This is a genomic window from Pirellulaceae bacterium, assembly GCA_029243025.1.
GTDB lineage: Bacteria > Planctomycetota > Planctomycetia > Pirellulales > Pirellulaceae.
The window spans coordinates 36,458-63,290 of sequence record JAQWSU010000020.1 but is presented as its reverse complement, the minus strand read 5'-3'; the positions used below and the strand labels follow the sequence as shown (position 1 = coordinate 63,290).

General features: G+C 51.7%; 11 protein-coding genes. 8 read left to right on the top strand and 3 right to left on the bottom strand.

What is annotated here, in order from left to right:
* The 5 genes from P8N76_09320 to P8N76_09300 all read left to right on the top strand — a co-directional run.
* Positions 1–3,027: amino acid adenylation domain-containing protein (locus tag P8N76_09320; protein MDG2381863.1), on the top strand; the 3,027-nt coding region annotated here is incomplete at its 5' end.
* Positions 3,028–3,338: 311 nt separating this feature from the next.
* Positions 3,339–3,581: an MbtH family NRPS accessory protein gene (locus P8N76_09315; protein ID MDG2381862.1), complete on the top strand. Its 243-nt coding sequence runs from the start codon at positions 3,339–3,341 to the stop codon at positions 3,579–3,581.
* Positions 3,582–7,079 carry an amino acid adenylation domain-containing protein gene (locus P8N76_09310; GenBank protein MDG2381861.1) on the top strand — a complete coding sequence of 1,166 codons (3,498 nt, stop codon included), beginning with the start codon at positions 3,582–3,584 and terminating at the stop codon, positions 7,077–7,079.
* 551 nt (positions 7,080–7,630) lie between these two features.
* A complete protein-coding gene (locus P8N76_09305) occupies positions 7,631–8,542 on the top strand; it encodes an SAM-dependent methyltransferase (protein ID MDG2381860.1) in 912 nt (303 codons plus the stop codon).
* 19 nt (positions 8,543–8,561) lie between these two features.
* Entirely contained in the window at positions 8,562–9,935 is a 1,374-nt protein-coding gene (locus P8N76_09300; protein MDG2381859.1) for an FAD-binding oxidoreductase, read from the top strand.
* A 186-nt stretch (positions 9,936–10,121) separates the two neighbouring features.
* On the opposite strand, the gene P8N76_09295 is transcribed toward P8N76_09300, so the two are convergent.
* Both P8N76_09295 and P8N76_09290 read right to left on the bottom strand, forming a co-directional pair.
* Complete coding sequence (locus P8N76_09295) at positions 10,122–11,378, bottom strand: hypothetical protein (GenBank protein ID MDG2381858.1); 1,257 nt, start codon at positions 11,376–11,378, stop codon at positions 10,122–10,124.
* 643 nt (positions 11,379–12,021) lie between these two features.
* Complete coding sequence (locus P8N76_09290) at positions 12,022–13,878, bottom strand: arylsulfatase (GenBank protein MDG2381857.1); 1,857 nt, start codon at positions 13,876–13,878, stop codon at positions 12,022–12,024.
* Between the two features lie 620 nt (positions 13,879–14,498).
* On the opposite strand from P8N76_09290, the gene P8N76_09285 reads away from it, so the two are divergent.
* The 3 genes from P8N76_09285 to P8N76_09275 all read left to right on the top strand — a co-directional run bounded on the left by P8N76_09285 (position 14,499) and on the right by P8N76_09275 (position 24,630).
* The gene (locus P8N76_09285) at positions 14,499–22,463 is read left to right on the top strand and encodes an amino acid adenylation domain-containing protein (GenBank protein ID MDG2381856.1); all 7,965 of its coding nucleotides are present in this window, start codon (positions 14,499–14,501) and stop codon (positions 22,461–22,463) included.
* Positions 22,464–22,820: 357 nt separating this feature from the next.
* On the top strand, positions 22,821–24,080 hold the full coding sequence (locus tag P8N76_09280; GenBank protein MDG2381855.1) for a sulfotransferase: 1,260 nt from the start codon (positions 22,821–22,823) through the stop codon (positions 24,078–24,080).
* 352 nt (positions 24,081–24,432) lie between these two features.
* Entirely contained in the window at positions 24,433–24,630 is a 198-nt protein-coding gene (locus tag P8N76_09275; GenBank protein MDG2381854.1) for a hypothetical protein, read from the top strand.
* A 29-nt stretch (positions 24,631–24,659) separates the two neighbouring features.
* Here the strand turns inward: P8N76_09275 and P8N76_09270 are convergent, their stop codons facing one another.
* A complete protein-coding gene (locus tag P8N76_09270; protein ID MDG2381853.1) occupies positions 24,660–25,721 on the bottom strand; it encodes a hypothetical protein in 1,062 nt (353 codons plus the stop codon).
* Positions 25,722–26,833 lie beyond the last annotated feature (1,112 nt).

Below are 26,833 nucleotides of genomic sequence, written 5' to 3'. Positions count from 1 at the left end.
TCGCTACCTGTCGAACGTTTGGTAGAAGAATTGGCTCCGGAGCGTCATCGAGACCGGAGTCCGCTGATACAAGTGATTTTCCAGCTGCTCGATTACGAAGATCAGAATCTGGCGTTGCACGAACTCGAAGTGGAAAAACGGTTGGGGTGTAGCGACCTGACTCGTTTTGATCTGGAATTCCATTTATGGCGACAGCCAAGCGGACTGCGGGGCACGATCGTTTACAGTAGTGACCTGTTTGACAGCGATCGAATCGAACGATTGGTCGGGCATTGGAACGTGCTGTTGGAAAGCATCCTTGCCGATCCAGACCAAGCGATCAGCCGTCTTTCACTATTACCCGATTGGGAACGTCAGCAGTTGTTGGCTGATTGGAATGGTGTTGCAATAGCTTCTACGGATGAAGAATGTCTAAGTGATCTGTTTGAACAGCAAGTAGAACGTACTCCAGATGCGGTGGCGGTCGTCTGGGAAGATCAGAAACTAACCTACCGGGAACTGAATGAACGTTCTAACCAGTTAGCACATCGTTTGATTGGCGATGGCGTAACGCCTGGTGAGCTTGTTGGTTTATACATAGAACGGTCGCTGGATTTGATTATCGGGTTGTTGGGGATTGTGAAAGCAGGCAGTACGTTTGTTCCTTTCGACACTAGCAGCCCGACCGCAAGAAATGCCGGAATCATTCGGGACGGTGGGCTGCGGGTGATTGTGACGAGAAATAGCGAGTCTCAGAAACTTCAGGCTCCCGATGCGAGGCTTGTATGTTTGGACGGGGAGCGATCGCAAATCTCAGCAGAAAGTGTTGAAAACCCGAAATTGCAACGTTCATCCGACGGCGTTGCTTACGTGATTTATACCTCGGGAACGACGGGCGTCCCCAAGGGAGTATTGGTCAAGCATGCTTCGCTGATCCAATTATTCCGGTCAACGCAAGAGTTATACAATTTTAATGCAGACGACGTTTGGACCTTTTTTCATTCGATCGCCTTTGATTTTTCGATGTGGGAGGTTTGGGGCGCATTGTTATACGGTGGGCGATTGGTGGTTGTTCCCTTTGACGTTAGTCGTTCACCAGAAGCATTTTCACAGCTGATCGAAGATGAGCGTGTGACGGTTTTGAATCAAACGCCTTCTGCCTTTTTTCAATTAAAGGGCACCAGAGAATCGATTGATGTTGATCGGCATAATTCCCTTCGACATGTGATTTTTGGTGGGGAATCACTGGATGTACAACGGTTGCGTCCATGGTTGGAATGCCATACTAATCAACAGGCTCAGTTCACGAACATGTATGGGATTACTGAAACGACAGTTCACGTTACCTATCATGTTTTGAGCCGTCACGATCTTGATCAGTCGACAAACGCTGTCATTGGCCGCCCGATCCCCGGTTATCAGATTTATGTGTTGGATGCTGAACGTCAGCCCGTTCCGATTGGGGTGCCGGGCGAATTGCATGTTGGCGGTGCCGGTTTGGCACAAGGTTACTTAAATCAGGAAAAATTGACAGCGGAAAGGTTCGTCGATGCGCCATTTGAAAACGCAACTGGAACGCGGCTCTATCGTAGCGGTGATCGATGCCGATGGCGTGAAGATGGGGTGCTTGAGTACCTGGGACGAACCGACCGTCAGGTGAAGTTGCGAGGCTTTCGTATCGAGTTGGAAGAGATCGAAGGGGTGCTGCACCAGCATCCGGATATTTCCCATGCGGCGGTGATCTGTTTCAAAGATCGGCATGATGATCAGAGGTTGGTTGCCTATTGTCAGTCACACAATAAACGAAACCTACTCGTGACGGATTTGCGAAATTATCTTGTGTCGCACTTACCCAGTTACATGGTACCCTCAGATTTCGTGATCGTAGATCGTTTTTCACTTAACGCGAATGGCAAGATTGATCGGGGGACACTGCTGCCTCCGAAGAGAGAGAAGTGGATTAACAAGTCGGAAGAACCTCAAGGAAAGATTGAGCAGCGACTTGCAGCCGATTGGTGTGAGATTCTCGGCATAATGAAAATCGGTCGTCATGACGATTTTTTCTCCCTCGGAGGTCATTCCTTACTCACCCCGAAACTGATTACCAAAATTTCGAAATGGGCTGGGGCAACTCCCGTGGTGGCTGATTTGTACAATAAACCCACGATTGCCATGTTTGCCGAGTTAATCAAAACAGATGGGGGAGAGGTCGATTCAGCGGTCTCGAATGATCTTAATTCGGTGCGTGTTCCTCTTCAAATCGGTAAAACAAGCAAGAGACCATTGTATTTCGTGGCTACAGCGACCGGCGCCGTGCAAACCTTCATCCCATTGGTGAAGGGCCTTCATAAAGATGAAAATGTCTATGGTTTAACGCATCCCGGAGTCAATGATGATCGGCTTATAACGTTGTCGGTAGAGCAACTTGCTGAACATTATTGCTCCGTGATTCGCCAGTCGCAGCCGCGAGGGCCCTACTTGATTGGCGGTTGGTCATTTGGAGGTCTTGTGGCTTATAAAGTGGCTCAACGGCTGCGTGCCATTGGCGAGGAGGTTCCCTTATGCTTCCTGATCGACACTCACATTGCTGCGAAGGGAGTTCGAATTCCATCTCAACAGGCAATTTTACTTGCCTACCTACGAGAGTTTCGAATTCCTCACGAGAAGATTTTGGAATGCTTAAAGGCCAGTCAGGATTTTTCGTTCAACGAAAAAATCAGGTTCATTCATCAACGTCTTCGGGACGCCAAGCTATTGGCGGACAGGTTACCTGTTGGCACATTTTCGCGACATTTTGACATCTATCAGCAGTCGCTACGAGGACAATGTAGTTATTGCCCTCAGGAAAACTATCCGGGAAAAATCGCTTTTGTGCAGCCCATCAATCGGGTCCAAGAGTTAAATCCCGTGCCTCATTGGAGGCAGTTATGTTCTAACGAACTCGATCACTTCGAAGTACCAGGTGATCATTACACAATGCTTCAAGAGCCTCATGTCGAACATTTAACGTCGGTTCTGGAATCAATTTTACAAGGACTCGAAATTTAGCTGAGGCAAAGCAATTCACTTCTCACTGAAGGTCTGATGTTAGAACAAAAACCTCAAACATGTTCGCTACCCGGAAATTTGTGTAAAAGCCAGCTTCGGTGAGACTGGCTGGTTAGGTGGACTTTTGAGAGGCGACGATTATCAAGGTTGGGGATTGGATTACAGCACGCCTGATTGTGCGAGAGTGATGCACCCTAACTGAAGTGATGAAATGATCTGAGGCTGAGTTCTCTCGATCACCCTGTCGAGTTATTCAGCTTCACTTGGCGAATAAAAATCGAGGCAATCAATTCGTTGCTGAGGAGACTAAAATGGAAGATAACAAACCGGTGAAAGGCACCGCTTATCGAGTCGTTGTGAATCATGAAAATCAGTACTCCATTTGGTCCGACGATTGTGATAATCCGATGGGCTGGAACAATGGTGGAAAAAGGGGATCGAAAGAAGCATGTTTGGCATTTATCAAAGAAGTCTGGACTGATATGCGGCCAGCGAGTCTTGTTGAGCAGATGGAACGCTCCGATTACTCTCAAAAAAGATGGATCTCAAACTGAATGTCATGTCGGAGTGAATCGATGGAAAGTGGACAACAAAACAAGTCGGCGAGTCGTAGGGGCCAACGTCCCGTTCTGATCGCGCAGTGTGATACGAAGTTGATCAAACAGCTTGAAGCAACCTGCTGCGCTGATGGTGTCACTTTGCCGATGGCGATGTTAGCCACCTTTCAGGTGTTGCTCTATCGATATACGGCCGCTGAGCAGATAGGTCTTCGACAGCTTACAAAGACGAACCAAGCCCAACCCGACTCTTACATTAAAAAGATGTGGTTGGCCAATCTAAAAAATGAGTTGGGTATTCCGACGGCTGTTGACGATGATGAATCACTGTTCGGATTTTCAGATGAGTTGATTTTTGAGTCGCTGTTGCAAGGAATTCGAGACCATGTGGATGTTGCAGGGGAACAGAGGGGCAGCTCATCGGCAGATTTGGCTGTTGTTCTGTACCCCAACGCCGGAATGCCGCACAGCGATCCAATGGTCGCCTTATTTCGGACATTAACCGCTGATGGGAACCCAGTTCTTGAGCCAAATGGCAAAGTAGATTTCGCTCTTTGTGTCACCAAAATGTCAAGCGGTTGGTCCTGCCAATTTGAGTGTGAGGAAAGCTGTTTTGACGCGGAAGCACTAGTCCGCCTCAACGGACATTTTCAGACTCTGTTGGCGGCGATTGCTAACGATCAACGACAGTGTGTGTCGAGGTTGCCGCTGCTGACCGATGCCGAACGAGAAAAACTGTTGGTGGAATGGAACACAGACAGTGAATCCAGTGAATCCAGTGAATCCAGCGAAGGCGGCTGTTTTCGACAACAACTATTTGAAGAGCAAGTCGATCGTGCGCCGGATGCTTTGGCCGTCATTGTTCCCGAGACGCCAATTGTCCATCGGGTCACCTCGGAGGGCCCCGCGCCTAGAGTCGCTGCATCTCCCGTATCCCTCACCTATCGAGAATTGGAGCAGCGTGCAAATCAGCTGGCAAATTACCTGATTAAACAGGGGGTTGGCCCTGAAATCTCAGTCGGTTTGAGCATGGAGCCCTCGCCGGAATTGGTGATTGCAACATTAGCTGTGACCAAAGCCGGGGGGGTTTGTGTGCCTTTGGATTTAACTTATCCCGTCGAGCAGCTTGTCTACATCATAAAAGACGCCCAAGTTATTTTGCTGCTGTCGCAAGAGAGATATGCTGAGTTTCTTCCGGATGCTGGAATTCCTTTGCTTTGTGTTGACACTGAATGGGAATCTGTCCTATCTGCCGAAAGCCAGCAGCGCCCACGCAACCGACTTCTGATTAACAATTCTGCCACCGTCTTCTACACCTCTGGATCGACGGGCGAACCCAAAGCGGTTGTGGCACTACACGGAAAGAGTCTGCTGCGTCCGCAAAGGAAAGATGGTCAACCTCAAAGCCGACACTTGATGAAAGCTGGAATTGGGCTTACTCCGTTTCAAGCGGAGATGTTCATGCCACTGACGACCGGTGGCATGATTGTGATCGCTCCCCCTGAAATTCGACTTGAGAGCAGCCGGATCGTTGACTTCATGGTAGAGCACCGAATCAATATGACAAATTTTGTACCTTCGATGTTAAGGCAAATTTTGAATACTCCGGGTGTGGAACGGTGTACATCTTTGAATCGTGTAATCTGTTTCGGTGAACATCTATCAGTTGAAATGCGAGACGATTTTTTGACCCGACTCGATGCAACTTTGGAAATCATCTATGGGACCACCGAAGCCCCTGGTGCGACCACCGTCGATTTGACGCGATCGGACATCGGAATCAGCGATACGATTGGACGACGTCATAAAGACCAACGAATCTACATTCTGGATGCGCATCAACAACCCGTGCCATGTGGAGTAGCGGGTGAATTGTATGTTGGCGGACGGATTTCTCGCGGCTATTTGAATCGACCCGATTTAACAGCCGAACGATTCGTACCTGATCCCTTTTCTAAATCCGGTGGCGATGTTCTTTACCGCACAGGTGATCGTGTTCGATATTTGGCCGATGGGTTTGTGCAATTTCTTGGCCGCGGTGATGAACAGACGAAGATTCGTGGCTATCGAGTAGAAACGGGGCATGTTGCGGAGGTGCTCGGACGACATCCACTGGTCACTGCGACAGTCGTGGTTCCCAGAAAGGATCGTTTGGGTGCTAATCAATTGATTGCCTATGTGGCGACTTCAGGCGAACCCGCCTTTGAAATCGGGCAACTGCGACGCTATCTCGAGAATAAACTTCCCCGTTTTATGATCCCGGCACGCTTTGTTGTGCTCGATAAGCTGCCGCTGGGACCGAGTGGCAAAGTTAATCGCCGGGCTCTACCGGATTTGGATTATTCTCGTCCAAAAGTTGATAGTGAATTTGTTGCACCTCGCAATGGGACCGAGGAAGAACTAGCGACGATTTGGTCGGAAATACTTGGCGTTGATTCTATCGGTGTTCACGACAACTTTTTCGAACTCGGGGGCGATTCGATTTTGGCCCTCGAAATATTCGGTCGGATTGATCAAAAGTGGGGGCGAAAGATCCCACTTGCGCTTTTGTTTCAACAGGGTACGATCGCTCACTGTGCTAAGCTCGTCTCGAATTGCAGCTTAAAAACAAATTCAAGTTTGGAGATAGCCGAAGTTGTGCCCTTGCGCCAGAACGGCCAAGGTCGCCCGCTGTTTATTATGCCGGGGGTTACAGGGGAAACCGTGATCTCGACAGCCATCGTGGAGTCAATCGACTGTCCGAGTTTTGGCGTTCAGCCCTGTTTGGAAGCAGAGTTCATTGATCACTTTCGGGACTTCCGCCATACGGCAGTCATTCTTGCCGATACGTTGCAGGCCTATCAGCCCACCGGGAGCTATGCACTCATGGGTTTTTCTTATGGCGGGATGATGGCGTATGAGGTTGCCAGCGTTCTTGCCGCACGGGGCGCTCAAATTGATCTACTCGTGGTGATCGATATTGGTCCAGGGACGCGTGGGCAGAAAATCGATTTTGCGGGGCGATTGAGAAAAAGATATCGAATCGCCGCCAATTTCCCGTCTTGGTGTCTGGAAGAATGGAAACGCTTTTCCGATTCGTCATTTTTCGATCGGGCGCTTCGGTTTACTCGAAGAAGTTGGCGTCAAATTAGTTCGCCCGCATCTGCCTCGGTGGAGTTTTCCGATATCTGGGATGAAACAATCTTACCCGTGCAGAATCGTGAGTTGATGCGAATTGTTTATGCTGCCTGTCGAGATTACCAACCCGAATCCTATGCTGGTCGGGTAGATCTGATTATCGCGAAGACACAAGGATTGCTACATGGATTGCCTCCAGATCGGGGCTGGAATCGCTTTGTTGACCAGCTAGGAATTCATGCCGTACCTGGAGATCATGTCAGTATCTTGGAACATCCAAACGTTGATAAAATGATTGAGATAATCAATCGATTACTGAGCGAACGCGCTAATAATCGCCTCCAATCGATGATTAGAGTCGGCGATGAAATACGTTGATCAGCCGCGTCTCAGACTTCTTGAGTTGACCGAAGCTGAGCTGCTTCGCGTAGATGGTGGTTCAATGTTACTTCGGTGATGACCGTTTCCGGCTTCGACAACAGTTTGCGCTGCCACAGACAAACTGGTCCCCGCGACATTATTGAGTGCTGCCGTCCCCGCTTACCGCGGATGCGGTCGAAAACGCGGAATATTCCGCTTACCACGGTCGTCGAATTGCTCAACACGCAATCACAGCCTGCCCGAAAGTTCCTCGGCTTTTTTTCTTTTTCCGGTGGTTAGTCGCCTATCGAAAGCGTAAATTCGTCTGCACAAATGATTTTGGCGAATCTCGACATTTCATCGCAACGGGTGGGCAAACCCCCTACCACGCAGTGATCGGCTGCTGAAGCAATGCCGGCGACACGCCATTCGATGATTCTTGCAGGCGATCATGTTTGGAGGGTTGAGCCACCCAACTTAGCGAGCGAAATTCGATTTTCAGCTACTACGATGACAATTTTTAGCGACCCAACTTTACTACCCCTCAGCCGGCGTTTCGGTTTGCAATCATGAAGCAAGATCAGGCCAGTCGAACTGCCAAATTTGTGTCCAACGGGATCTACTGGGTTTCCCAACAACCTGCCTTGTCGATCGAAGTACCAGAGACATTAAGTCGTTATACGGCGGCCATGACCATGCACATTAATTCCCAACGTTTTTGGGGCAGTGCGAGATTGCGACGCGCTATGCTGCTGAAACAATGCCAGGTACTCCAGGCTGGTTCGGTACCCGGTATCTACTTGCATCAGGTGCTACGTAAGCGGTGTATTGAGTCGCTTGTACGATCGGCCGTTTCGGGGGGGATCCATCAAATCGTTATCATCGGATCCGGTTTCGACACACTAAGTCTTCGTCTGTCGGCCGAGATGCCCTGGCTGTCGATCATCGAACTGGATCATCCCGCTACGCAGATCGTCAAGACGGCTGCGATCGAACGTTTTCAGCTCGCCTCGGGAAAGTGTCATTTCTTCGCCGTTGACCTGTCCTGTCAAACCCTAGCCTCCGCGCTCGCTGGTTGTCCGGAATACGATCCCAAAATATCAACGCTCTTTATTGCCGAAGGCCTGGCAATGTACTTGAGCGAAGCACGTGTTCGGGAAATGTTGCAGTGCATCGCAGCGCAAGCATTGGGTTCAAAATTTATTTTCACCTACATGGAGGAGCTGAAACCTCAGAATTTCAGTTTTCAGAACGAACGGCTCGCAACATCGCTGTGGCTGGCATTTCAGCACGAGCGTTTTACCTGGGGAATCAAGAGCTCTGAGTTGCCTGCATTCCTGGCAAAATCAGGGTTTCAGTTACTTGAACACAAAACACACCAGGACTTGCGGTTGGAATGGTTGACTGAAAAAAATCGCCAAGCCACCTTGGCAATCGGTGAGAACATTGCGTTGGTGGTCCACCCAAATTCGGGAAATTGAAAGCAATGAGGTGCCAGTCATGGAAGAAGTTAACGACATTCAATCACAGCTGAACTCGACACAGGTTCATTCGGTGATCGTTCCTGAATCAGAGTCCGACATCCTGCAGGCCCTCAAAATGGCCGAGGAACTCGATCTGGCGATATCGATAGCGGGTGGCCGGCATTCAATGGGCGGACAACAATTCGGAACGGGAACGATCCTGCTCGACATGAGCGAATTTAAGGCGGTTGTCCATTTTGATCGCGAAAACGGATTACTCACCGTGGAAAGCGGATTGATGTGGCCGGAGTTGATTGACTACCTGCACGGGGAACAGGCCGGCAGTTCGAAAACTTGGGCCGTTCGACAGAAACAGACGGGCGTCGATAACGTCTCGATTGGAGGTTCATTGTCGACCAATATCCATGGTCGAGGCTTGATATTTCCACCGTTGATAAGCGATATCGAATCCTTCACTCTTGTTAATCATGCCAGTCAAAAGCTCGGATGCAGCCGACAGGAAAACCGGGAACTGTTTTCGTTGGCTATTGGCGGATATGGTCTGTTCGGCATTGTTACGCAGGTGACGCTGAGACTCGTTCCGCGACAGGTTGTAAAGCGTAGGGTGGAGGTAATCGCCGTCAAAAATCTGTTACCCAACGTCGAAGCGGCGATTGAAGACGGGTTTCTCTATGGTGATTGTCAATATTCGGTCAACCTTGGGGGCGACGAAGAGTTTCATCCGGGCGTCTTTTCCTGTTACAAGCCCGTCGATGAAGAGATCCCGGTACCTGAAAACTCGAAACACATGTCCGGTTCCGATTGGGCTGCGATGTATCGGATGGTTCGCACGGATAAAGAGCAGGCGTTCAGCAAGTACGAACAGTATTATCTGGGAACCTCCGGTCAGGTCTACTGGTCCGATTCCCATCAACTCTCTAACGTGATCGAGGGTTACATCGAAGCGGTTGCAAACGCCAACGAGACAGAAATGATCACGGAGGTCTATGTTACCAAGGAAAACTTCATTCCGTTTATGAAGTCTGTTCGGCAAGACTTTGTCCAACATAAGGTGGATATGACTTACGGAACGATCCGGTTCATCGAGCCAGATACGGAGAGTTTTCTCGCTTGGGCGAGGGAACGCTGTATCTGTATTGTTTGCAACTTACATGTGCCCCATACGTGCGAGGGAATCTGCAAGGCCCAGGAAGACTTTCGCCGAATAATCGACCGAGTGATCGAGTATGACGGATGTTTCTATCTGACTTACCATCGATGGGCAACTCGCCAACAGGTGGAAACCTGCTATCCGCAATTTTCTGAATTCCTGAAGTTGAAACTCAAGTACGATCCAAAGGAGCGATTTCAAAGTGATTGGTACAGGCACTATTCCAAGTTGTTCAGCTAGTCAGGTTGTTTGAAGTAAGCAGATCCAAAGTTTGCCCTCCGCTGTGATGCCTCCTATTCGGGTAGCTGGATCGATTCGCCCTGCGGGTATGGCTCGAAATCAAAATTCCTGTCAGTGCTCGCCGAAGCACTGGCTCCCCATGCGGCTAATGATCTCGAAGAACATCTTGGGACGATTCTGCAACAATCAGTGGGCGGGCGGCAGGAGGTAGTTGTTTTCGATGATCCAGTCGAGGCCGTGTTTCCAGATCAGGAGATTCACGATCAGCATGATCAGGGCGACGGAAAAGGCGATCCACCCGAGTTGACGAGGCATCACGGCGCGGCCGAGGAGGCCGACGGAGATTACACTCGCCCACGTATAATTTGCTGCGAAGAGAAATGATTCGCCGAGTCCGTAGACGGAATGCAGAACGACACCGAAGAGCACGAAAGCCGGTATGAACATCGTGCGTGCGGATACGACGCGGAACGAGCAGATCGTCAGGAACAACACGGCGAGGCCCGAGAGGTACGCAGGGGCAGTCGACCAGTTGCGTTCGAGCGACAGCATCTGGAGGTACTCAGGTCTACCGCTGTAGGCGTCTATTGGTGGTGCGATCCAAGCCAGTGACAGGATGGAGTCCCACCAGGAACCTCTCATGCTTTGAAGCAGGCGGCGTTCCCCCAGCACCTCAAGGAACTGCGGCATATTCCGATCCTGGTGCATATACCAGCTTATGAGATGAACGAATGCCAGGATTCCGACGCCGACCAGACTCGCCGATATCAGGGTGGGGAGTCGTCGAATCGTTCGGGTCACGAGACGAGCGGGGCTTGGATGTCGGAGGAAGTTGACTGGAATCACCGCCAGAATCGCGAGCATCATGTTGGTGATGGTGATCGATGTTGCGATGGCGATGGCTACGCCGTAGGTCGCAACATCCGCCGGGTTAGGCCGGCTCCAGAGTCGCGACGTCAATCGTCGATTGGTGAGGATCAGGGCAGGGAGAAGAAGGCTGGTGAGGGCGAGTACATGGGTTTCCAGAACCACGCTCCAGGTGATGGTGGCACCGGACGCGAGCAGTACCGCGGTCAGGGCCAGGGCTTGCAGACGATTGAAGCGGAGCTGGCGGGTCAAGCCCAGAAAGAGGCAGAGGTTAAGCCCTAGAAACACTGGCGTCAAGCGATTCCAGAGCCTCATCCCCTGAAGTCCGGTCGCGGTGGATACCCTCTGGTACAGGCCGCAGATCGCGAGCCATCCGGGGTGATCGGAGGCCGCGGACCAGGGCTTCGGCAACACGGAGTGTCCGAGGAGCTGCTCCTGGAGATCGTCCATATCACTGGCGTGATACCGGCCGTGGGAAGGGACGCCGGGCATGGAGGCGACCTGCACCGAACCGAGCAGGATGCCGGTCAGAAGTATCACCGGAAAAACAATGAGATCAACTCGATGGATTCTCATGTCTTCAGGACCTCGACTTGATGAAAATCATTGGTTTCTTCTCCTAGAAGGCGTAAATCGCGACTTCGGCATTTTCACCCTTCTTTTCGATTTTCGACTCGGCTCTCAATCACAGGACCATCAACGGCAAAGCGATTTTTATCATTCGACAAAGGGGGGCGTTACAACCAAGTTGGTCGTTTCTTCGCCCGGGAAATGAATCTGGCTCTTTCGACCCCGTTAATCCAACGGCCAAAAGTGAACCGATGGACCCGTCTCCATCTCTGGTGATGAGAAGATTAATCAAATGATTTTTCCGTCGACTGTAGAATGGCTGGTTGAGGTCCAACATTTAAACTGGGCATCGCATTATTTGCAAGTCGGATCCAACAGTCATCCAGCTAAATAAAGATCGACGTTCGCCGAAACAAAACAATCCGCTCCGCGATCCTGCCATCCGCTATGAACGAAACAAAATCCCAGTCAGATGAAGATCAGTTTGGTTTATTAAACAATCTGAAAAACTCTCGCCTAGAATCGGCCCCATCGCAATGGATCGCCTGACCTTTTCCATCTGCCCGATCGCGTAGCCTTTGAAGCACACTCGCCTTTCCTGCGCAGCAGTGTCTCCGGTTTCTCGATTGAACCTCACCACCAAACACCGTTAGTGCGGCCGGGTCAGCACAATGTCTTTGAGCTGCATCACCAGCTTGCCAGTTTGGCTGATCACTTCGACGCGCAACCGCTCGGCGCCCATCTCAAATTTCAGCTGACCCACCCTGAGCGTCGCCCAGTTTTTGTCGATGTAGTGTCGCATGGGTGTGCGATTCGGGCGTGGCAGCGGATCAGAGACCAATGCTTGCGTGATGATTGCTTCGATCGCTTGATCGCCAGCGCTAACGCGCAGCCTCGTGCCGACGGCGTCCGCAGCCGCGTTGTAGTGGATCGTCACGTCCCACTTGCCAGACTCGCGCACGTCAATTTGCCACCATGGGGTGAAGTCCATCGTCGTCCAATTATCGATCCAACCGTTGTTGCCGAGCCTGTGGACCCACGCCGTTGTCAGGCTGCGCGATTCGAGTTGTGCGTCTTGCGCGTTGAGCAGCACGGTTTCATAGCCGTTGATAATCGGGTGGGCCACGCCGCCGATGGGCGCGGGCAGTAAGCCGTAACCGTTACGAGTTACGTCGGCGAACCAAGCGTCGGAAGCGGCGGTAAGGTCGGCGAGTACACGCGGGTTCTTCTTGGCAATGTCGTTTTTCTGGCTTGGGTCATCCTGCATGTCGTACAGCTGCCAGATGGCTTTCCCGTCAGCGTCCTTGCGTTCTGTCACGGCGCGGTATCTCGGTGTGCGCACCGAAATCTTTGTTTTCGCCAAATCCTCATGAAGCGATGGAACTGGCCATTGGTGGCCAGGTGACGTCTGCGACGAGAAGATCATGCGCTGCGGCCATCCCGCCGGTTCTTGATTGTTGTTGTTGATCAGTGGCACGAGACTCACGCCGTCTTGCGGCAGGGTCTTTCCCATTTTTGTTCCCGTCAGCTCGACGAGAGACGGAAGCACATCGATGTGCGACGCGATCGTATCGATGACTTGTCCCGACGCGATCTGCCCGGGCCAGCGGATGAAAAACGGCACACGGACGCCTCCTTCGTGCACCGAGCCCTTGCGACCTTTCATGTTCGCGTTGAAACGCGGCGTTTTTTTTCCTGAGTTCGGGCCATTGTCGGACATGTAGATCACGATTGTGTTTTTCGCGATACCCAGCGCGTCGAGCTGATCGAGCACGCGCCCAACGTTGAGGTCCATATTTTCGCACATGCCGTACGCGCTCGCGTCGCTCGCATTCAAACCCGCTGCGGCGTACTTGTCATAGTACTTGTCGGGCACCTGAAAAGGCGTGTGCGGCACGTTGTAAGGCACGTAGCAAAAGAACGGCTTGTCGCGGTTAGTTTTGATGAACTCCATGGCGTGATCGGTCAGCACGTCGGACGTGTATCCGTGCGTGGGGTAGGGCTGACCGTTGCGTTCCATCAGCAGGTTAAAGTAGTTGTTCCAGTGGCCCTGGCAAACGCCCAGGTAGTGGTCGAAGCCCTGGCCGTTGGGGTGGTACGGCGGGTGGTGACCGTTGTGCCACTTCCCGAAGGCGCCCGTGACGTAACCGTTGCCGCGCAGAACTTCGGCAAGGGTGACCTCTTCGGTATTCATCACCTCGTGGCCGAGGCTTGTGGACGAGACACGCGTGCGCAGGTGATAACGGCCGGTCATCAGGCTGGCGCGGGTCGGCGCGCAAACGGGCGACACGTAGAAGCGGTCGAGCCGCGCGCCGTCGCGCGCCATCCGGTCGAGGCGAGGCGTATGAATGAAATTGTTGCCATGGATGCCCATGTCGCCGTAGCCTTGGTCGTCGGAAATGAAGATGACGACGTTGGGCTTGTCATCCGCGGGGCGGGAATGAGCTACCGCAAAACTGCTCGTCGCAGTGAAGACAAAAATAAAAATTCGAACCCGAGATCGCATTGCACATCCTTTTATCAATCGTCGCAACAACCCATCTAATGCCGCACGATCCGTTGCACGCCCATTATTTTTCATGCTGCCGCCAGTTTTGCAGTTGCTGAAGCGACCCCGGGGGATCAAAAACGTTCGACGCGAGACCTTGTTATGATTATCCATCTTAATCTCTTGTGGGGGCCAGGATGCGAAGGCATGAGGTGGACCGATTCTCTTTTCAACCGTTTGGCGGTCAGATGAAGGGTGTGCGTTCCTGGAACGGCCTTCGGACGGCATCATCGCGGAAATCTTGAATCATGGTGGCTGGATGGCAGGCTTCAACACTGAGGGCACTGGCTGACGTGGATGACTTGCACCTCGATTTGGATGCGCTTCTTCGGGGAGCTCGATCGATTCGTCCTGCGAGTACGGTGTGTGACCAAAATTCCTAACAGTCCGTCATTAAGCTTTATAGAGCTTAATGCGGCCTTCTTCGGTTCATCAATCTATACAGGAATTTGTGCGAGTGAGGTTTTGAAGTCTTCGGATTTGGTAATTAGGATAGTACAGGGTTGCTGGACGATTTTTCATTCTATGGCTCCTAGCAATGATCCTTCTGTAATTGTTATTTGCTAGGTTAAAGACAGTTGCGTTACTCTTCTTCACTGCCCGATCAAAAGCAATTTGGCCCCAGTGTTCCCATCGCCATCGTGGGAGTCGGTTTGCGAATGCCCGGGAGTCGCACTCTCAAGGGCTACTTCCACAATATTCTTAAAAAACGATGTTTTATCCGAGAAATTCCCGATTGGTTGTGGGAGCAAGAACTTTTTTATTCCGAGAATCGAGACCGAGAGGTGTCCAGTTATTCCAAGCTGGCAGCTCTGCTTGAGGAGTTCCAGGAGGACTACGATTTCCTAGCGATTCCTCCCGCGACCCTGAAGACGATGAGCTACCCCCAGCTCCTCTCGCTCCTCTGTACGCGTGATGCGCTTGATGACGCCGGGCTGCTTTGCAGTGACTTTGACCGCGAGAAAGCCGGGGTCTTTGTAGCCGCTACTGCAGGCTGCGATGTTGCTGAGGCTCAATGTGAGTCTTTTGGGACTCGACGGATTTTCCACCGGCTTCGCGGCTTAACAGAAGACGGCGAAAAAAATGATTTAGAGGGGCTCTTTCAACGTTACTTGGAAAAATTTCCGGATTACGCGCTAACTCCAGACAGCCTTCCCGGACGCTCCACTCACCTTGTAGCCGGACGGATCGCTTGGGCCTTCGACCTCCATGGTCCCAACATCACAATCGACGCTGCCTGTGCATCATCCCTCGCGGCCATCGACTGCGGGGTGAACTCGCTACGAACCGGGGAGTGTGACCTGGTTGTCAGTGGTGGGGTGGATACTTGGATGACCGCCGATGCTTTCGTTCTCTTCAGCAAGGTGACGGCTTTGGCCGAGCTGGGCTCCTTTCCTTTCGAAGAACGGGCTGATGGATTTGTCCTGGGTGAGGGTTGTGGGATCGTCATCCTCAAAAGACTTCACGATGCCTTGCGTAATGACGACACGATTTATGCAGTGCTCAATAACGTTGGCAGTTCCTCCGACGGAGCCGGTGCAGGAATCACCGCACCTCAAACTTCTGGTCAACTACGGGCTCTGCAGAGGGCTTACGTTCAAGGTAGCTTCAAGCCCAGCGACACGCTTTACGTGGAGTGCCACGGAACCGGGACATCGATCGGAGACCCTACGGAACTTGCCTCTCTGGACCAATTTTTTCAACGACAGCCAGAACAGCCGTTAAGCTTGGGTTCGGCCAAAGCCTCCGTTGGGCACCTTCGGACGGCAGCCGGCATGGCTGGACTGTTCAACGCCCTCATTCCCATCAACTGTGGACTCCTGCCACCTCAAACGAACTTTGAGGAGCCCGGCACTGGCCTTCTCAAAGCAGAACAACGTTTGACTGTCGTCCAGCGACCTACGTCCGTGAAAGAAGAGGTGGTCCAGACTGCTGTGAGTGGCTTCGGCTTTGGCGGTACCAATTTTGCCTTGGTCTTGTCCACACCTCCATCCGGGGCCCGTACGGCCTTGGTGCAGCCTGAGAACTATTTGTTTGGGAGTTTGCCTTCACTTTCCGGGGAGATCGCCTTTCTTTTTCCTGGTCAAGGTTCTCAGTACCCTGGCATGTTGTCTGAGCTGTATGATACAGCGGAAGTTCGTCCCCTTTTCGAGGCGGCCGAATCGATCGTTCAACAAGAGACGGGATTAAGTCTTCTGGAGGCCCTCTATCCTTCCACCCAAGGCCCTGCGCAGGACGCCGCGCTGCGGAATACGGTTCTGGCTCAACCGGCTCTGTTCTGTGTTTCCGCAGCCCTCTTGCAGACACTCAGGTCGCAAACTGGGATTGATTGTGACCTTGCTTTGGGCCATTCCTTGGGCGAGTACACGGCGCTCTACGCAACCGGTGCGATCACGTTTGAGGAGGCGGTCAAAGCTGTGACGGTCCGGGGGCGAATCATGAGTCAAGGAAACGGCCCAGAAAGCTCCCTTTTATGTCTGTTAGGTAACGCAGAAAGAGCCCTGGATTTGGTTCACGGAATGGACCCCAAACTTGAGATCGCCAACATTAATTCCTATTCCCAGTTAGTGGTTGCGGGAAAACCCGAGAATTTAAAAGAAGCCGCTGACTTGGCCAAGAAGGTCGGACTGGGTACCGCTCATCTGATGGTAGACCGAGGCTTTCACTCGAGTTATGTCAGCCACGCTGTCGAGCCCATGAGAGCTCATCTCTTGGGATTAGCGTTGAAGTGTCCGCGAGTTCCTATTCCCGCCAATTCGGAACGTACTTTTTATCCCCATTCTCGAACTGGAGAGCAACTCAATCCAGAGGCTCACCAGCGCGTCGCATCTCTGCTGGCTTCCCAAGTCGCAGCGCCCGTAGATTTTGTTTCTCAAATAGAACTGGCCTACGAAGCAGGGATACGTCGTTTCGTGGAGGTAGGTCCCAGACGTGTCCTTGGCGCTTTGATCAAGGACATTCTTGCGGGCAAGCCATTTCAGGTGCTCTCCCTCGATGAAGGCGACCGGGGGCTTTTGCAGAATGTTACCGATTTGCAGCGGAGACTACGGGAGCCTCTCTCTTTTCAGCGTCCCCCGTTGACCCGTTGCCGTCCCCGGAACAACTCGTTGTGGGACAACGAACCAGAAACTCCTGTAGCCGGCCTATCCCCGGAAGAACAGGTGCGGAACGTGGTCTCAGCCGTCACGGGTTACCCGAAGTCTCGCTTGGGATTGGATGTGGAATTCGATGCGGAGCTGGGCCTGGACTCACTGAAGCTCATTTCGATTATCTCCCAACTGAGAGGCTCGGTCCTCCCACCGAAACATCGGGGATTCCGCGGGCTCAACAGTATTCGGATGATTCTTCAAGCAAGCGAATCCCTCGGACCTGTTGAGTCTGCCGACGTCCCCGTCCGCTGTTTTGAATTGCGGAATTGCCCGGTATTCGAGCAGGCAGAGCCTTGGGATATGTCTTGGTCTCGTCAAGAATGGTCAAGCAAAACAGGATCCCTCGGTGGACTCAACGGAGACAGTCAACACCGTTTGTACTTGGGACGTCTTCCGGGCAGCAAAGAGCTGAGAGAGAATCTCCTGCCTGGCATCATGAAAGCGATTCAAGCACGGGCCAAGGAAGGCGGCGAAGCGCGTTTTGCCGTAGTCAGCTATGGAGAAGAACGAAATGAATTGTTGGCGAGTTTTCGGGCTCTCACTGCTTTCTTGAGGTCTGCGCACAAAGACGTACGTTCGCTTCAGTTTTCCTATCATCATTTGGAGGTCGGCGAGGTTCCACCGGCGCTGCTGGACAGGGTGTTGGGCGAACTCGCAATCGGGCGTTGGGTGAAAGGCTCAGGGCAATCCCAAGTTGAAACGCTGCTGGCTTTAGATTCAGCAGAACTGGACGATTACTCTCCGCCTTACGAATTGGGGGCGGAGGATCTCATTTTGGTCAGCGGTGGCGGTCGAGGTATCGCATCCCGAGTGGTCAGAGAACTCTTGGATAGCAGCCCATCGCGTTTTCTTTTACTTGGTCGGCGGCCGGAAGTCCCAGATTGGGTAGAACAACACAGTTCGCAGAGAGTCGAATACTTGTGCTGTGATATTTCCGATCCTGAAGCCGTCCGGAAAGCTCAGCTTCACGATCGCCCAATTAACTATCTTTTTCACGCCGCAGGTTTGGGTTCCATGTGCCCCTTTCTAGAACGAGATCCCCGAGATCTGGGAGAGGTTTTTCGGGCTAAGAACCTGGGTTTGGAATTGCTGGTCCAGGCGCTATCCCTGTCTAAGCTTCAAGGTATCGTGCAATTCTCGTCTGTCGCGGCTTACTTTGGGACACCGGGACAGGCCGACTACGCAGCTGCTAACGCTTTGCTGGACGGTTTTCAGCAACCCCAAGTACCTGTCCTTTCCATTCAATGGACGGCATGGGCGGACGAAGGAATGGCCGTTCGTGGTGGGGTGAAAGACATTGTTGAGACCACCGGTTTGCAGTACCTCTCAGCCAAGGAAGGCAGCCGTCTGTTTGCCCAAATTTTTGCTCGTTGGAAACTGCAGAGTTCTCGGCATAATTCGGTGGTGACCGTGGTCAAGGGGCTTCCGGAACATTTGGAGTCTGGCTCACCGGGCCTCAGAGAGAATCCGATCACGGAGCACCGCTCTTTTAACCCGTCCTCGACCCAGGAAGGGATCTACTATCTGGAGCGAACCTATAATCTGGAAGCGACCCATCACGTCGCTTGGTCGGATCGTCTGTTAGGTCCTCTGAAGGGGAGTCTCCTCGGAGACGCTCTGCAACGTGTTCTGGACTCTCACCAAAGCCTCAGGACGCGCTTCGAATTCGAAGACGATGACTTGAAAGCTGTCGTTGTCGAGGATCTCGAGGTCGATTTTCAGGTTCAGGACGTGGCTTCCGAAACCGAGGTTGAGGCTCTCTTGACTTCCCTTCGGGAGGAGCCATTCGCCTTGGACGGACAACCTCTGATTCGAGGACGGCTTTTAAAGCTTTCGGAACAAGAACATCACTTTTTAGTTGTTGCCCACCACATTGCCGTCGATGGTGTTTCCACCAAAAGGATTCGCGCAGAAATCTACGAACACTACAGCAAACTCAAGGAAGGGGACTCATTCGCCGATTGCAATCTCGATCGTTACTACGATTTCGTCCAGAATCAAAGAATGCGACTCGAAAACAATCGGGAAGAGATCATGACTTACTGGAAGGAGCGTTTGAGTCATGAACCACCGGTCCTTTTCCCTCGAGACTCAGACACCTGTCCGACGCGATTTTCCAGTTCCAGTTTATTTTTCGATCTTGAACCACCTCTGTGGAGTGCGGTTGAAGCGAGTGCGCGAAAAGCCAATGTGACCCCTTTCACGCTTCTCTGCGCCGCCTACGCTCAGAGTCTCAGGGAACAGACTCGACAGGACTCTGTTATTTTTGGTGTGCCTTTGCAAGGGCGGACCGAATCCGGCAGCGAGAGTACGGTTGGCCTCTTCGTCAACACGATGCCTATCCGTTTGACTTTCCCTAGCGAAGGGCAGGGTCGCGAAGAACTTCTCCACGACGTGCAACAGCAAGTCTATGGAGCGCTCGAATACGAGGACCTTCCTTTTCCGGACTTGGTTCGAGAATTAGCGCCTTCGAGACAGCCAGGCGTCAACCCGCTCTTCCAATGCGTTCTTGAGTATCAGTCGATCGGATCAGAGGGGCAGGGCCTCCCTGAGCTGTCCCTGGAATTTCGCTCCCTCGAGCCACCTCAACAGTTCTACGATCTCGTCTTCGCCGTCTTGAGCGATAAAGAACGGAGCTATTGTCGTCTCCAGTATCGCACCGATGTCTTGAGTGATAGCGAGATCCAACAGCTGAAACGTCACTTTCTGCGATTCCTTCAGAGACTGACTGAGGAATCTCTTGGGAAAGAAAAATCCTCTCCTTCTCCGGACTCAAAATGTTTGAGAAAAACAATTCCCCAATCCTTTTGGGAGCAGGTTCAGGCCGGACCGCAAGCTCTAGCCTTGGTTGAGGACGGTGCTCAGTACAGTTACCGAGAACTGGGAGCTAACGTCGTAGCGGTAGTTGGTGCTCTGCGTGCAAGGGGTGTGAAAGCTAATTCTCGCGTAGCCGTTTGCTTGAGACGAAACCACGATTTTGTAGCTTGCGTTTTGGGCATCTTGCAACTGGGAGCGAGCTATCTACCCTTCGATCCCAACGACAAACCTGCCAGAAAAGAACAACTGCTAAAGGAGGCCGGCGCTGAGCTACTCGTCACCCACGGTGAATTTGGGTCAGCGAAAATTCCAACGATCAAACCCGAAGAGCTTTTTCAGAGCCTAGCATCTAATGGAGAAACGGTGGTCCCAACGGACGAGAGTGATCCGGAGAGTATGGCCACCATCATCTTTACCTCCGGAACCTCCGGGACTCCGAAAGGTGTCAAGATCAGTCACATCAACATCCAAGCTTTGGTTCAAGGCTTGAATGAGCTGGAATTGGGTCCTGGAAAGAGGATTCTGCATGCCTCTTCCCCAGCTTTTGACGCCTCTTTCTTTGAGATCTGGGGCGCCCTTCTCACCGGAGCGACCTTGATCCTTCACGGAGAGACAACTCCTACCCTCACGGGATTAGCACGTACGTTGGAGAGAGAGAAGGTCACCACCGCGTGGTTCACGGCTTCACTCTTTCACCTTATCGTCGATGAGTCTCCCGGTTTGTTGAGTGCTCTCGACCAAGTCGTCAGTGGCGGTGAAGTCCTTTCGCCGCGGCATTTAGAAATCGCCTTAGCTCACTGTCCTCGGACCCACTTTTATAATGGTTACGGACCAAGCGAAGGAACGACATTTTCTAGCCTGCACAGGATAGAAGTAGGAGACCTCAATCGGGAGGAGGGAATACCCATTGGTCGCCCTCTTCCTTTTTGTACTCTGAAAATTCTAGGGCAAGGCCACTCTCCCGTTCCAACTGGCCAAATCGGAGAGATTGCGATAGGAGGGGGAGGACTTTGCCAGGGCTACCTCTCGCCAAAAGATGAATCAGGGCGTTTTTGCCCCGATTCCTCAACGGCTGAGAAACGACTCTACTTGACCGGTGATCGGGGCCGCTTCAGCGAAGACGGTGTTCTGGAGTTCTTAGGTCGAGAGGACAGGCAGGTCAAGATTCGTGGCTTCCGAGTGGAGCCTGAGGGCGTGGAACGCTGCCTCCTGAATTTCGAGGATGTTTTGAGGTGCGCGGTCGGCTGCCAGGTAGATCAAGATTCTCATTATCTCGTCGCCTACGTTGTGCTTAAATCTGTATCGCATACCACACCTGAAGAACTTCGCGAAGCTTTGAGGGGATCCTTACCCGACTATATGGTGCCAAGGCTCATCCTTAAGGTCAAAAACATTCCCATGACCGTGACGGGTAAGGTCGACTGGGGTTCGCTGTCTGACCTCTCCTCAAGTAAGCCTCGCTACAGTTTGATTTTACCTCGTGAGCCGTTGGAGGGATTGCTCACTGCGATCTGGGAGGAAGCACTCAAAGTAAGACCCATCGGGGTCACCGACGATTTCATAGACTTGGGTGGGCATTCGCTGGTTGCCCTTCGTATCTTCAACGCCATCGAGCGACTCCTGGAAAAAAGACTCCCAGTCAGTACTTTGTTTCAAGCTCCAACGGTTGAAAAATTAGCGGCGCTGATCCGGACAGAAGGTTGGGAGACCAAATGGGAAACCATTGTCCCCATTCGGGAAGGGGAGGGACGTCCTTCTTTTTATTGTGTCCATCCGGCTGGCGGAACTGTTTTTTGCTACAGGGACTTGGCCAGAGAATTCGACCAGGAGTTTTCTTTTTACGGTATTCAAGCCAAGGGGCTCGATGGCCGAGAGCCGCTCCACGAGTCTCTCGACCAGATGGTCGTTGACTATGTCGACGCCCTGGTCGAACACCAACCCAAGGGACCTTACTATTTGGGTGGATGGTCCTCAGGTGGGGTAGTGGCTTTTGAGATGGCCCAGCTATTAAAACGAAGAGGCAAAGATGTGGGACTACTTGTCCTTTTTGACACTTTTTTTCCCTTGGGTTCCTACCGAAAGCAGGAGCAGATCCTGGGCGATGTGACTCAGACACTCCGAGACATCAAACGCCTCGGCAGTGACACGGTCTTTCATGCCAAGAAAGTACTCTCGTCTCAGGAAGGTATTGAATTGGCTGCGGTGAAGAGGGTGACTCGCCATGCGAGCAAGATCCTGCTCGGGAGGTTGGGGCTGGCCGAGCGTCACTTTTATGAGTCTGTCGATACGGATACTGTGAAAGCTCAGAATACCTTAGTTCAGCGCGCGGTGCAGGATCTAAATGCTTATGTCGCCAACAAGTACGACGATCGAACCGTTTTGTTCCAAAGTAGAGACAATAACTTTGAAGGAAAATTTGACGGCCGCTTGGCCTGGAACAGAGTGGTCCCCAAATTGCAAGTCATTCCCGTGGCAGGTGACCACTATACCTTTCTCGAACAACCCAACTGTAAGATCCTCGCTCAACAATTAGAACGGGCGATCAGAGATGTCGAGTTAGCACGAGGAGCCGATTGAAAAAGAGTCGATTGCACTACGCTTACGGGCACTTGGGGCAGCGAACAGAATTTTTTCTGTGGAGGTTAGAGATCGCGTTGGAATCCCGAAGAGATCAGTCGCCGTAGGTGATGTCGGGGGTGCCGACTCAATTGCCTCAGCCTGTGATTAACATTTCGTTGAATGACTTGATGGTAAACCCCGCTGGATCGTCGGGCATCGGTAGGGATTACTCGATGGGATTGTCCAGCGAATCGATGTATGTGTGATGGTATTTGCCCCGTTCGTAGGCATGGTTTTCAACGAGATATTGCCTGACGTTGCGTCGGAAGCCTCAGTTGAGGTTGACTTTTTTACACTTGATTCAGTGAGTCAGCAATGATTGTGAAAACTCTGAGCGGAAAGAGGAAAAACATTCCTGCCGATCAAGTCAAAAATGACTTGAGATTTCAGGTCGACAAGGGTTGGGGAAACGTTCTTGTTGCGTTGGGGCGGGGGCCCCAGCATCGCCGCTCCGACACGCTCCTGAAATGGGCTTGTCAGGAAACATCGCTCGAGGACTTTGGTAAGCCGATTTTTTTGGAGGGTTTTAGAACACTTCATCAGTCGTTTAAAGAATCGGGCCTTCATGCTCGGGGCTGGCGGATTGTCGAGAAAACACTTTATGAACTCCTCAAGTCAAGGTTGCAAATCGAAGCCTTCCGAAAGGCCCACCCCCTCCTAACAGAACAAAAAATTGAAAGCCCCCTGTTCATCATCGGAATGCCTCGAACTGGGACGACGTTTCTTCATCGGTTGTTGTCGGTGGGGCCGCGGCTTCGAGCTTTGAAAATATGGGAGATGCTTGAGCCCTGTCCTCCCAGCTCCCTTCATCCGGAAGTCGTTCCCGAGCGTCGGGCTAGGGCACAAAGCTGGTGCGATAACCTCTACGATATGGTGCCGGCACTCAAGCCTATTCACTATACGGAAGCTGATTCTCCAGAAGAGTGCATCTACCTGCTAAGAAATACTTTCGTCGACACCAGTTTTACGCTTCAGGCGCGTCTCAGCTCTTACCGTCAGTGGTTGAATCGGATGGACATGGAGCCTATTTACCGAGACTATCGCCAACAGCTTCAAATGCTGCAGCTAGGGTCGAATAATTTGCGATTGTTGCTGAAGTCACCCAATCACTCGCACCACGTTGAGGATATTTTCACAGTCTTCCCGGATGCATGCTTCTTAAGAATTCACCGACACCCGGCCGAGGCAATTCCTTCGGCTGTCAACCTTCGTCGACTGAGTCGTGCTGTCTATTCTGAGCGTTCACTCTCGAACGATCATGTAAGACAGAGGATCGAGAGTTGGAAGCATCTGATACCCCACTTAGATCGATTCGCCGGCACCCTTCCTGGAAATCGCTACTTGGACGTTTGTTACAAACAGTTGGTGAAAGACCCCTTAGCCGAAGCAAGAAACATCTATCAATATTTCGGAATTGAATGGGATGGGCTCACAGAAAAGGCCATGACGAAGTGGCTCAAAGACAACCCGAAAGGACGCTTTGGCTCTCACCAGTATGATTCCCGGCCTTTCGACGTCAGCTTGGCAACCATTGAGGATACTTTTGCTGAGTATGTCGAACGCTACCAACTCTAGATCGGTTCAACACGGACTGTTCGCCAAATATCACCGTCTATGTCATCTACACGAGTCATCTACACGAGTGATCGAAACGAAAGACTCCTATCCTATCCCCTGCACGATTTGATGGATCCTCGATGTTTCGCTTCGCATTACCCGGTCTCATCGTTGTAGGTGGTTGCATACCTGAAAACAACCAAATTGCCTCCCCCTCGCCACGCCCAACCCATCGGATTTCAAAGTAGACCGCATTGTGCAGGTCACGATACCCTCCGTCGATGTTCTATGGGGCATCGACAACTCCTGTCCTATGATCGAAGAGCAAATCTCGCTCACCGACAATTTTAATGAGTTCGTAGGATATTTCGTGAACAGTGACCTCGACTATCACATCGGTGTGGTCTCGATAGACTGGAAAGACCGTCGTGGCAAACTCCAAGTGAGTAACGAGGTGAAAGGGATCGATGACACCGTGGCCAATTCCACCGAAGTCTTTAAAGAAATGGCTGTACTCGGCACAGATGGTTCTGCGTATAAGAAAGCTCTAGTCCAACGTTTTTGCTAACCACCTTTACGACATTGCCCAAGGCTCAATCATACTCGGTTGCATTCGATAGCAGTGTTTTTGAAATTCCGTAGCGTCTGGTCGAGTTCCTCGGGCGAAACATAGAGCTCCAGAAAGTAGCGATCCGTGCTGGTCGCGTCCTGCCTCAGCGTCAAGGCGATCTCCCGCAGTTCTTTCACCAGATCGGTCTGGTCCTTGGGGCCAAGATCCTTACGATCCCGCAGATACCACTTGCGACGATACCACTTCGTCTTTCTCAAAACCTGAAGGCCGCTTTCTCCCTCGAAATGTCGGGCAAAAGCTTCGGCCGTCGTCGCAAGTTGTTCGTTGTCTGCTGTATCGTAGTCGATGATCGTGTGCGGAAGCGCAGCACCACGCTCTGTCACCATGTGCTGGTGCAACCCTTCGAGAGCCTTCCGCACGGTGATGTATTTGTTAAAACTGCTGCGGGTTGTCTCAAGCATTGGCTCCCAGCCTTTGCCGTAATTCTCCGCAGCCCTGGATTTGCCAAGAGGACTATCTGCTGCAAACTTCTCCAACACGGGGTTAAACGGCCTCCCCTCCTTATGTAAGAGCTTATGAAACAGTGAAAGCGCGTGTGGCACAGCGCCCCAATATGTGGTGAACCCTTCGCATTTGAGCATCAGGCAGTCATCATCCCCACACTTCTCATACTGCACCAGAAGTTCCTGTCCACCCTTGAGAAAATTGAATTGGGACATACCAAACCACCCTCCAACTGCAGCCGAATGTCCTTTAGTACTAAGATGCGAAGATGGTCGCCACGACAGTCTTTCTATTGCAGTTTCGATTCCTTGTTTTTGCTCACGAGAAAGACCATCAAGACGGATCATGAAGGTCCCCTTTGCCACTGGTTGGTGAATCCAGCATGCCACATACAGCTTCTGAAAGGTGTACAACGACCATCTGTCTGAACCCGTGCTCAAGAAACTTCGAACCCCCGTCGAGAGATCATTAATAAAGTCGATCCAATAGATCGGTTCTTGAAAATTGGGACAAAATAAACCTTTGCGAAGTTCTCTGCAATAACCAACTTTGCTAAAGATCAGTTCTCCTATTTCGCCATTCATCGCAATATCTTTCTCAAGAGCGTTGCCCGAATATGTTCGAGATGATTTGCTGACCACAAATCAAAAAAAAACGCAACTGCTGCAGTGTCTAGGGAAGGTAAAGGCCATCTTAAGTCTTCGTCACAAGTGATTTGGGGGTGTCTTCGGCCCGTTTGCCCGCGTGGCTTATTTCATGCGGAATCACACTCGTAATCGTAATGAGATGGGGCAATTCATGCATATCGCGGATTGGTCAAAAAAAGCCATGAGCATTTCATCAGTGATTGTTATGTGGTGGATTTCATACTGGATATTCGCCCCCTCCAGGTTGGGAATCCACAATTGGTGACCCCCAAATCGTTCCAAGCATACTCGAGGGTTCTTGCAGGCGAATACGATCTTCTTCGGACAGTCCGACGCGGAATAGATTCCCCAATCCGTCTTTCATAAATTGATCATAAACGCGAAGTCGCCTGATGAATTTTTCGAATCCCCCCCTTCCAGTCGCAATAATCAGATGCGCTCGATGCCACCGCGTCCCTTCTGTCTCGGCCGTGCGTCACTTCGCGTCGTTTCTGGGTGGGGTAGCAGTTGTTGCTTTGCAAAGGAGGCTGAGGAAAATCGACAAGTGACATGGGTTGGAATTCGCGCCACAATGCCAGAGCGTCATCCGTCAGTGTGGCCGACTGGTGTCTGGTCATCCCATTCCAATGCATCTTCACGCAGACGGTAAGTCGTGCGTAAGTTTCGAAAGAAATGTTCTTTCCGATGGAGTCTAGTATGCAATGTCTGAGGCTCTTCCCTTGGATAACGAATACATTTCGTGTTTGTCTCTGAGCCACCATCATGGACTTACTCTAGCTCCAAGGTCTAAGACAGCTGGTTTGTCATCAAACCTCCACAGCCTTGTTTCTCGCCTCAACACGAAAGGACCCTCAATCTCACCGTCAGGGAACACGCCTTCGGTTGCCTGTTGAAACGGCATCCAACCTTTGGATTGTCTTGTCCCAGGCTTCGACCTGGTCATGCCGAAAACTATGTTGGTTGCAGGCCATCCCGGATCTGGGGCGGCCGACCCTTTCGTCAGGCATCAAGTCTCCCTTCGAGAATCGATTGGAGTCTAACGTATTGGG

Bases quoted from the DNA above. Each gene is read 5' to 3' on its own strand.
- P8N76_09310 (MDG2381861.1), top strand. From the start codon at position 3,582: ATGTCATGTCGGAGTGAATCGATGGAAAGTGGACAACAAAACAAGTCG.
- P8N76_09290 (MDG2381857.1), bottom strand. From the start codon at position 13,878: ATGCGATCTCGGGTTCGAATTTTTATTTTTGTCTTCACTGCGACGAGC.
- P8N76_09305 (MDG2381860.1), top strand. From the start codon at position 7,631: ATGAAGCAAGATCAGGCCAGTCGAACTGCCAAATTTGTGTCCAACGGG.
- P8N76_09270 (MDG2381853.1), bottom strand. From the start codon at position 25,721: ATGAATGGCGAAATAGGAGAACTGATCTTTAGCAAAGTTGGTTATTGC.
- P8N76_09280 (MDG2381855.1), top strand. From the start codon at position 22,821: ATGATTGTGAAAACTCTGAGCGGAAAGAGGAAAAACATTCCTGCCGAT.
- P8N76_09315 (MDG2381862.1), top strand. From the start codon at position 3,339: ATGGAAGATAACAAACCGGTGAAAGGCACCGCTTATCGAGTCGTTGTG.
- P8N76_09300 (MDG2381859.1), top strand. From the start codon at position 8,562: ATGGAAGAAGTTAACGACATTCAATCACAGCTGAACTCGACACAGGTT.
- P8N76_09295 (MDG2381858.1), bottom strand. From the start codon at position 11,378: ATGAGAATCCATCGAGTTGATCTCATTGTTTTTCCGGTGATACTTCTG.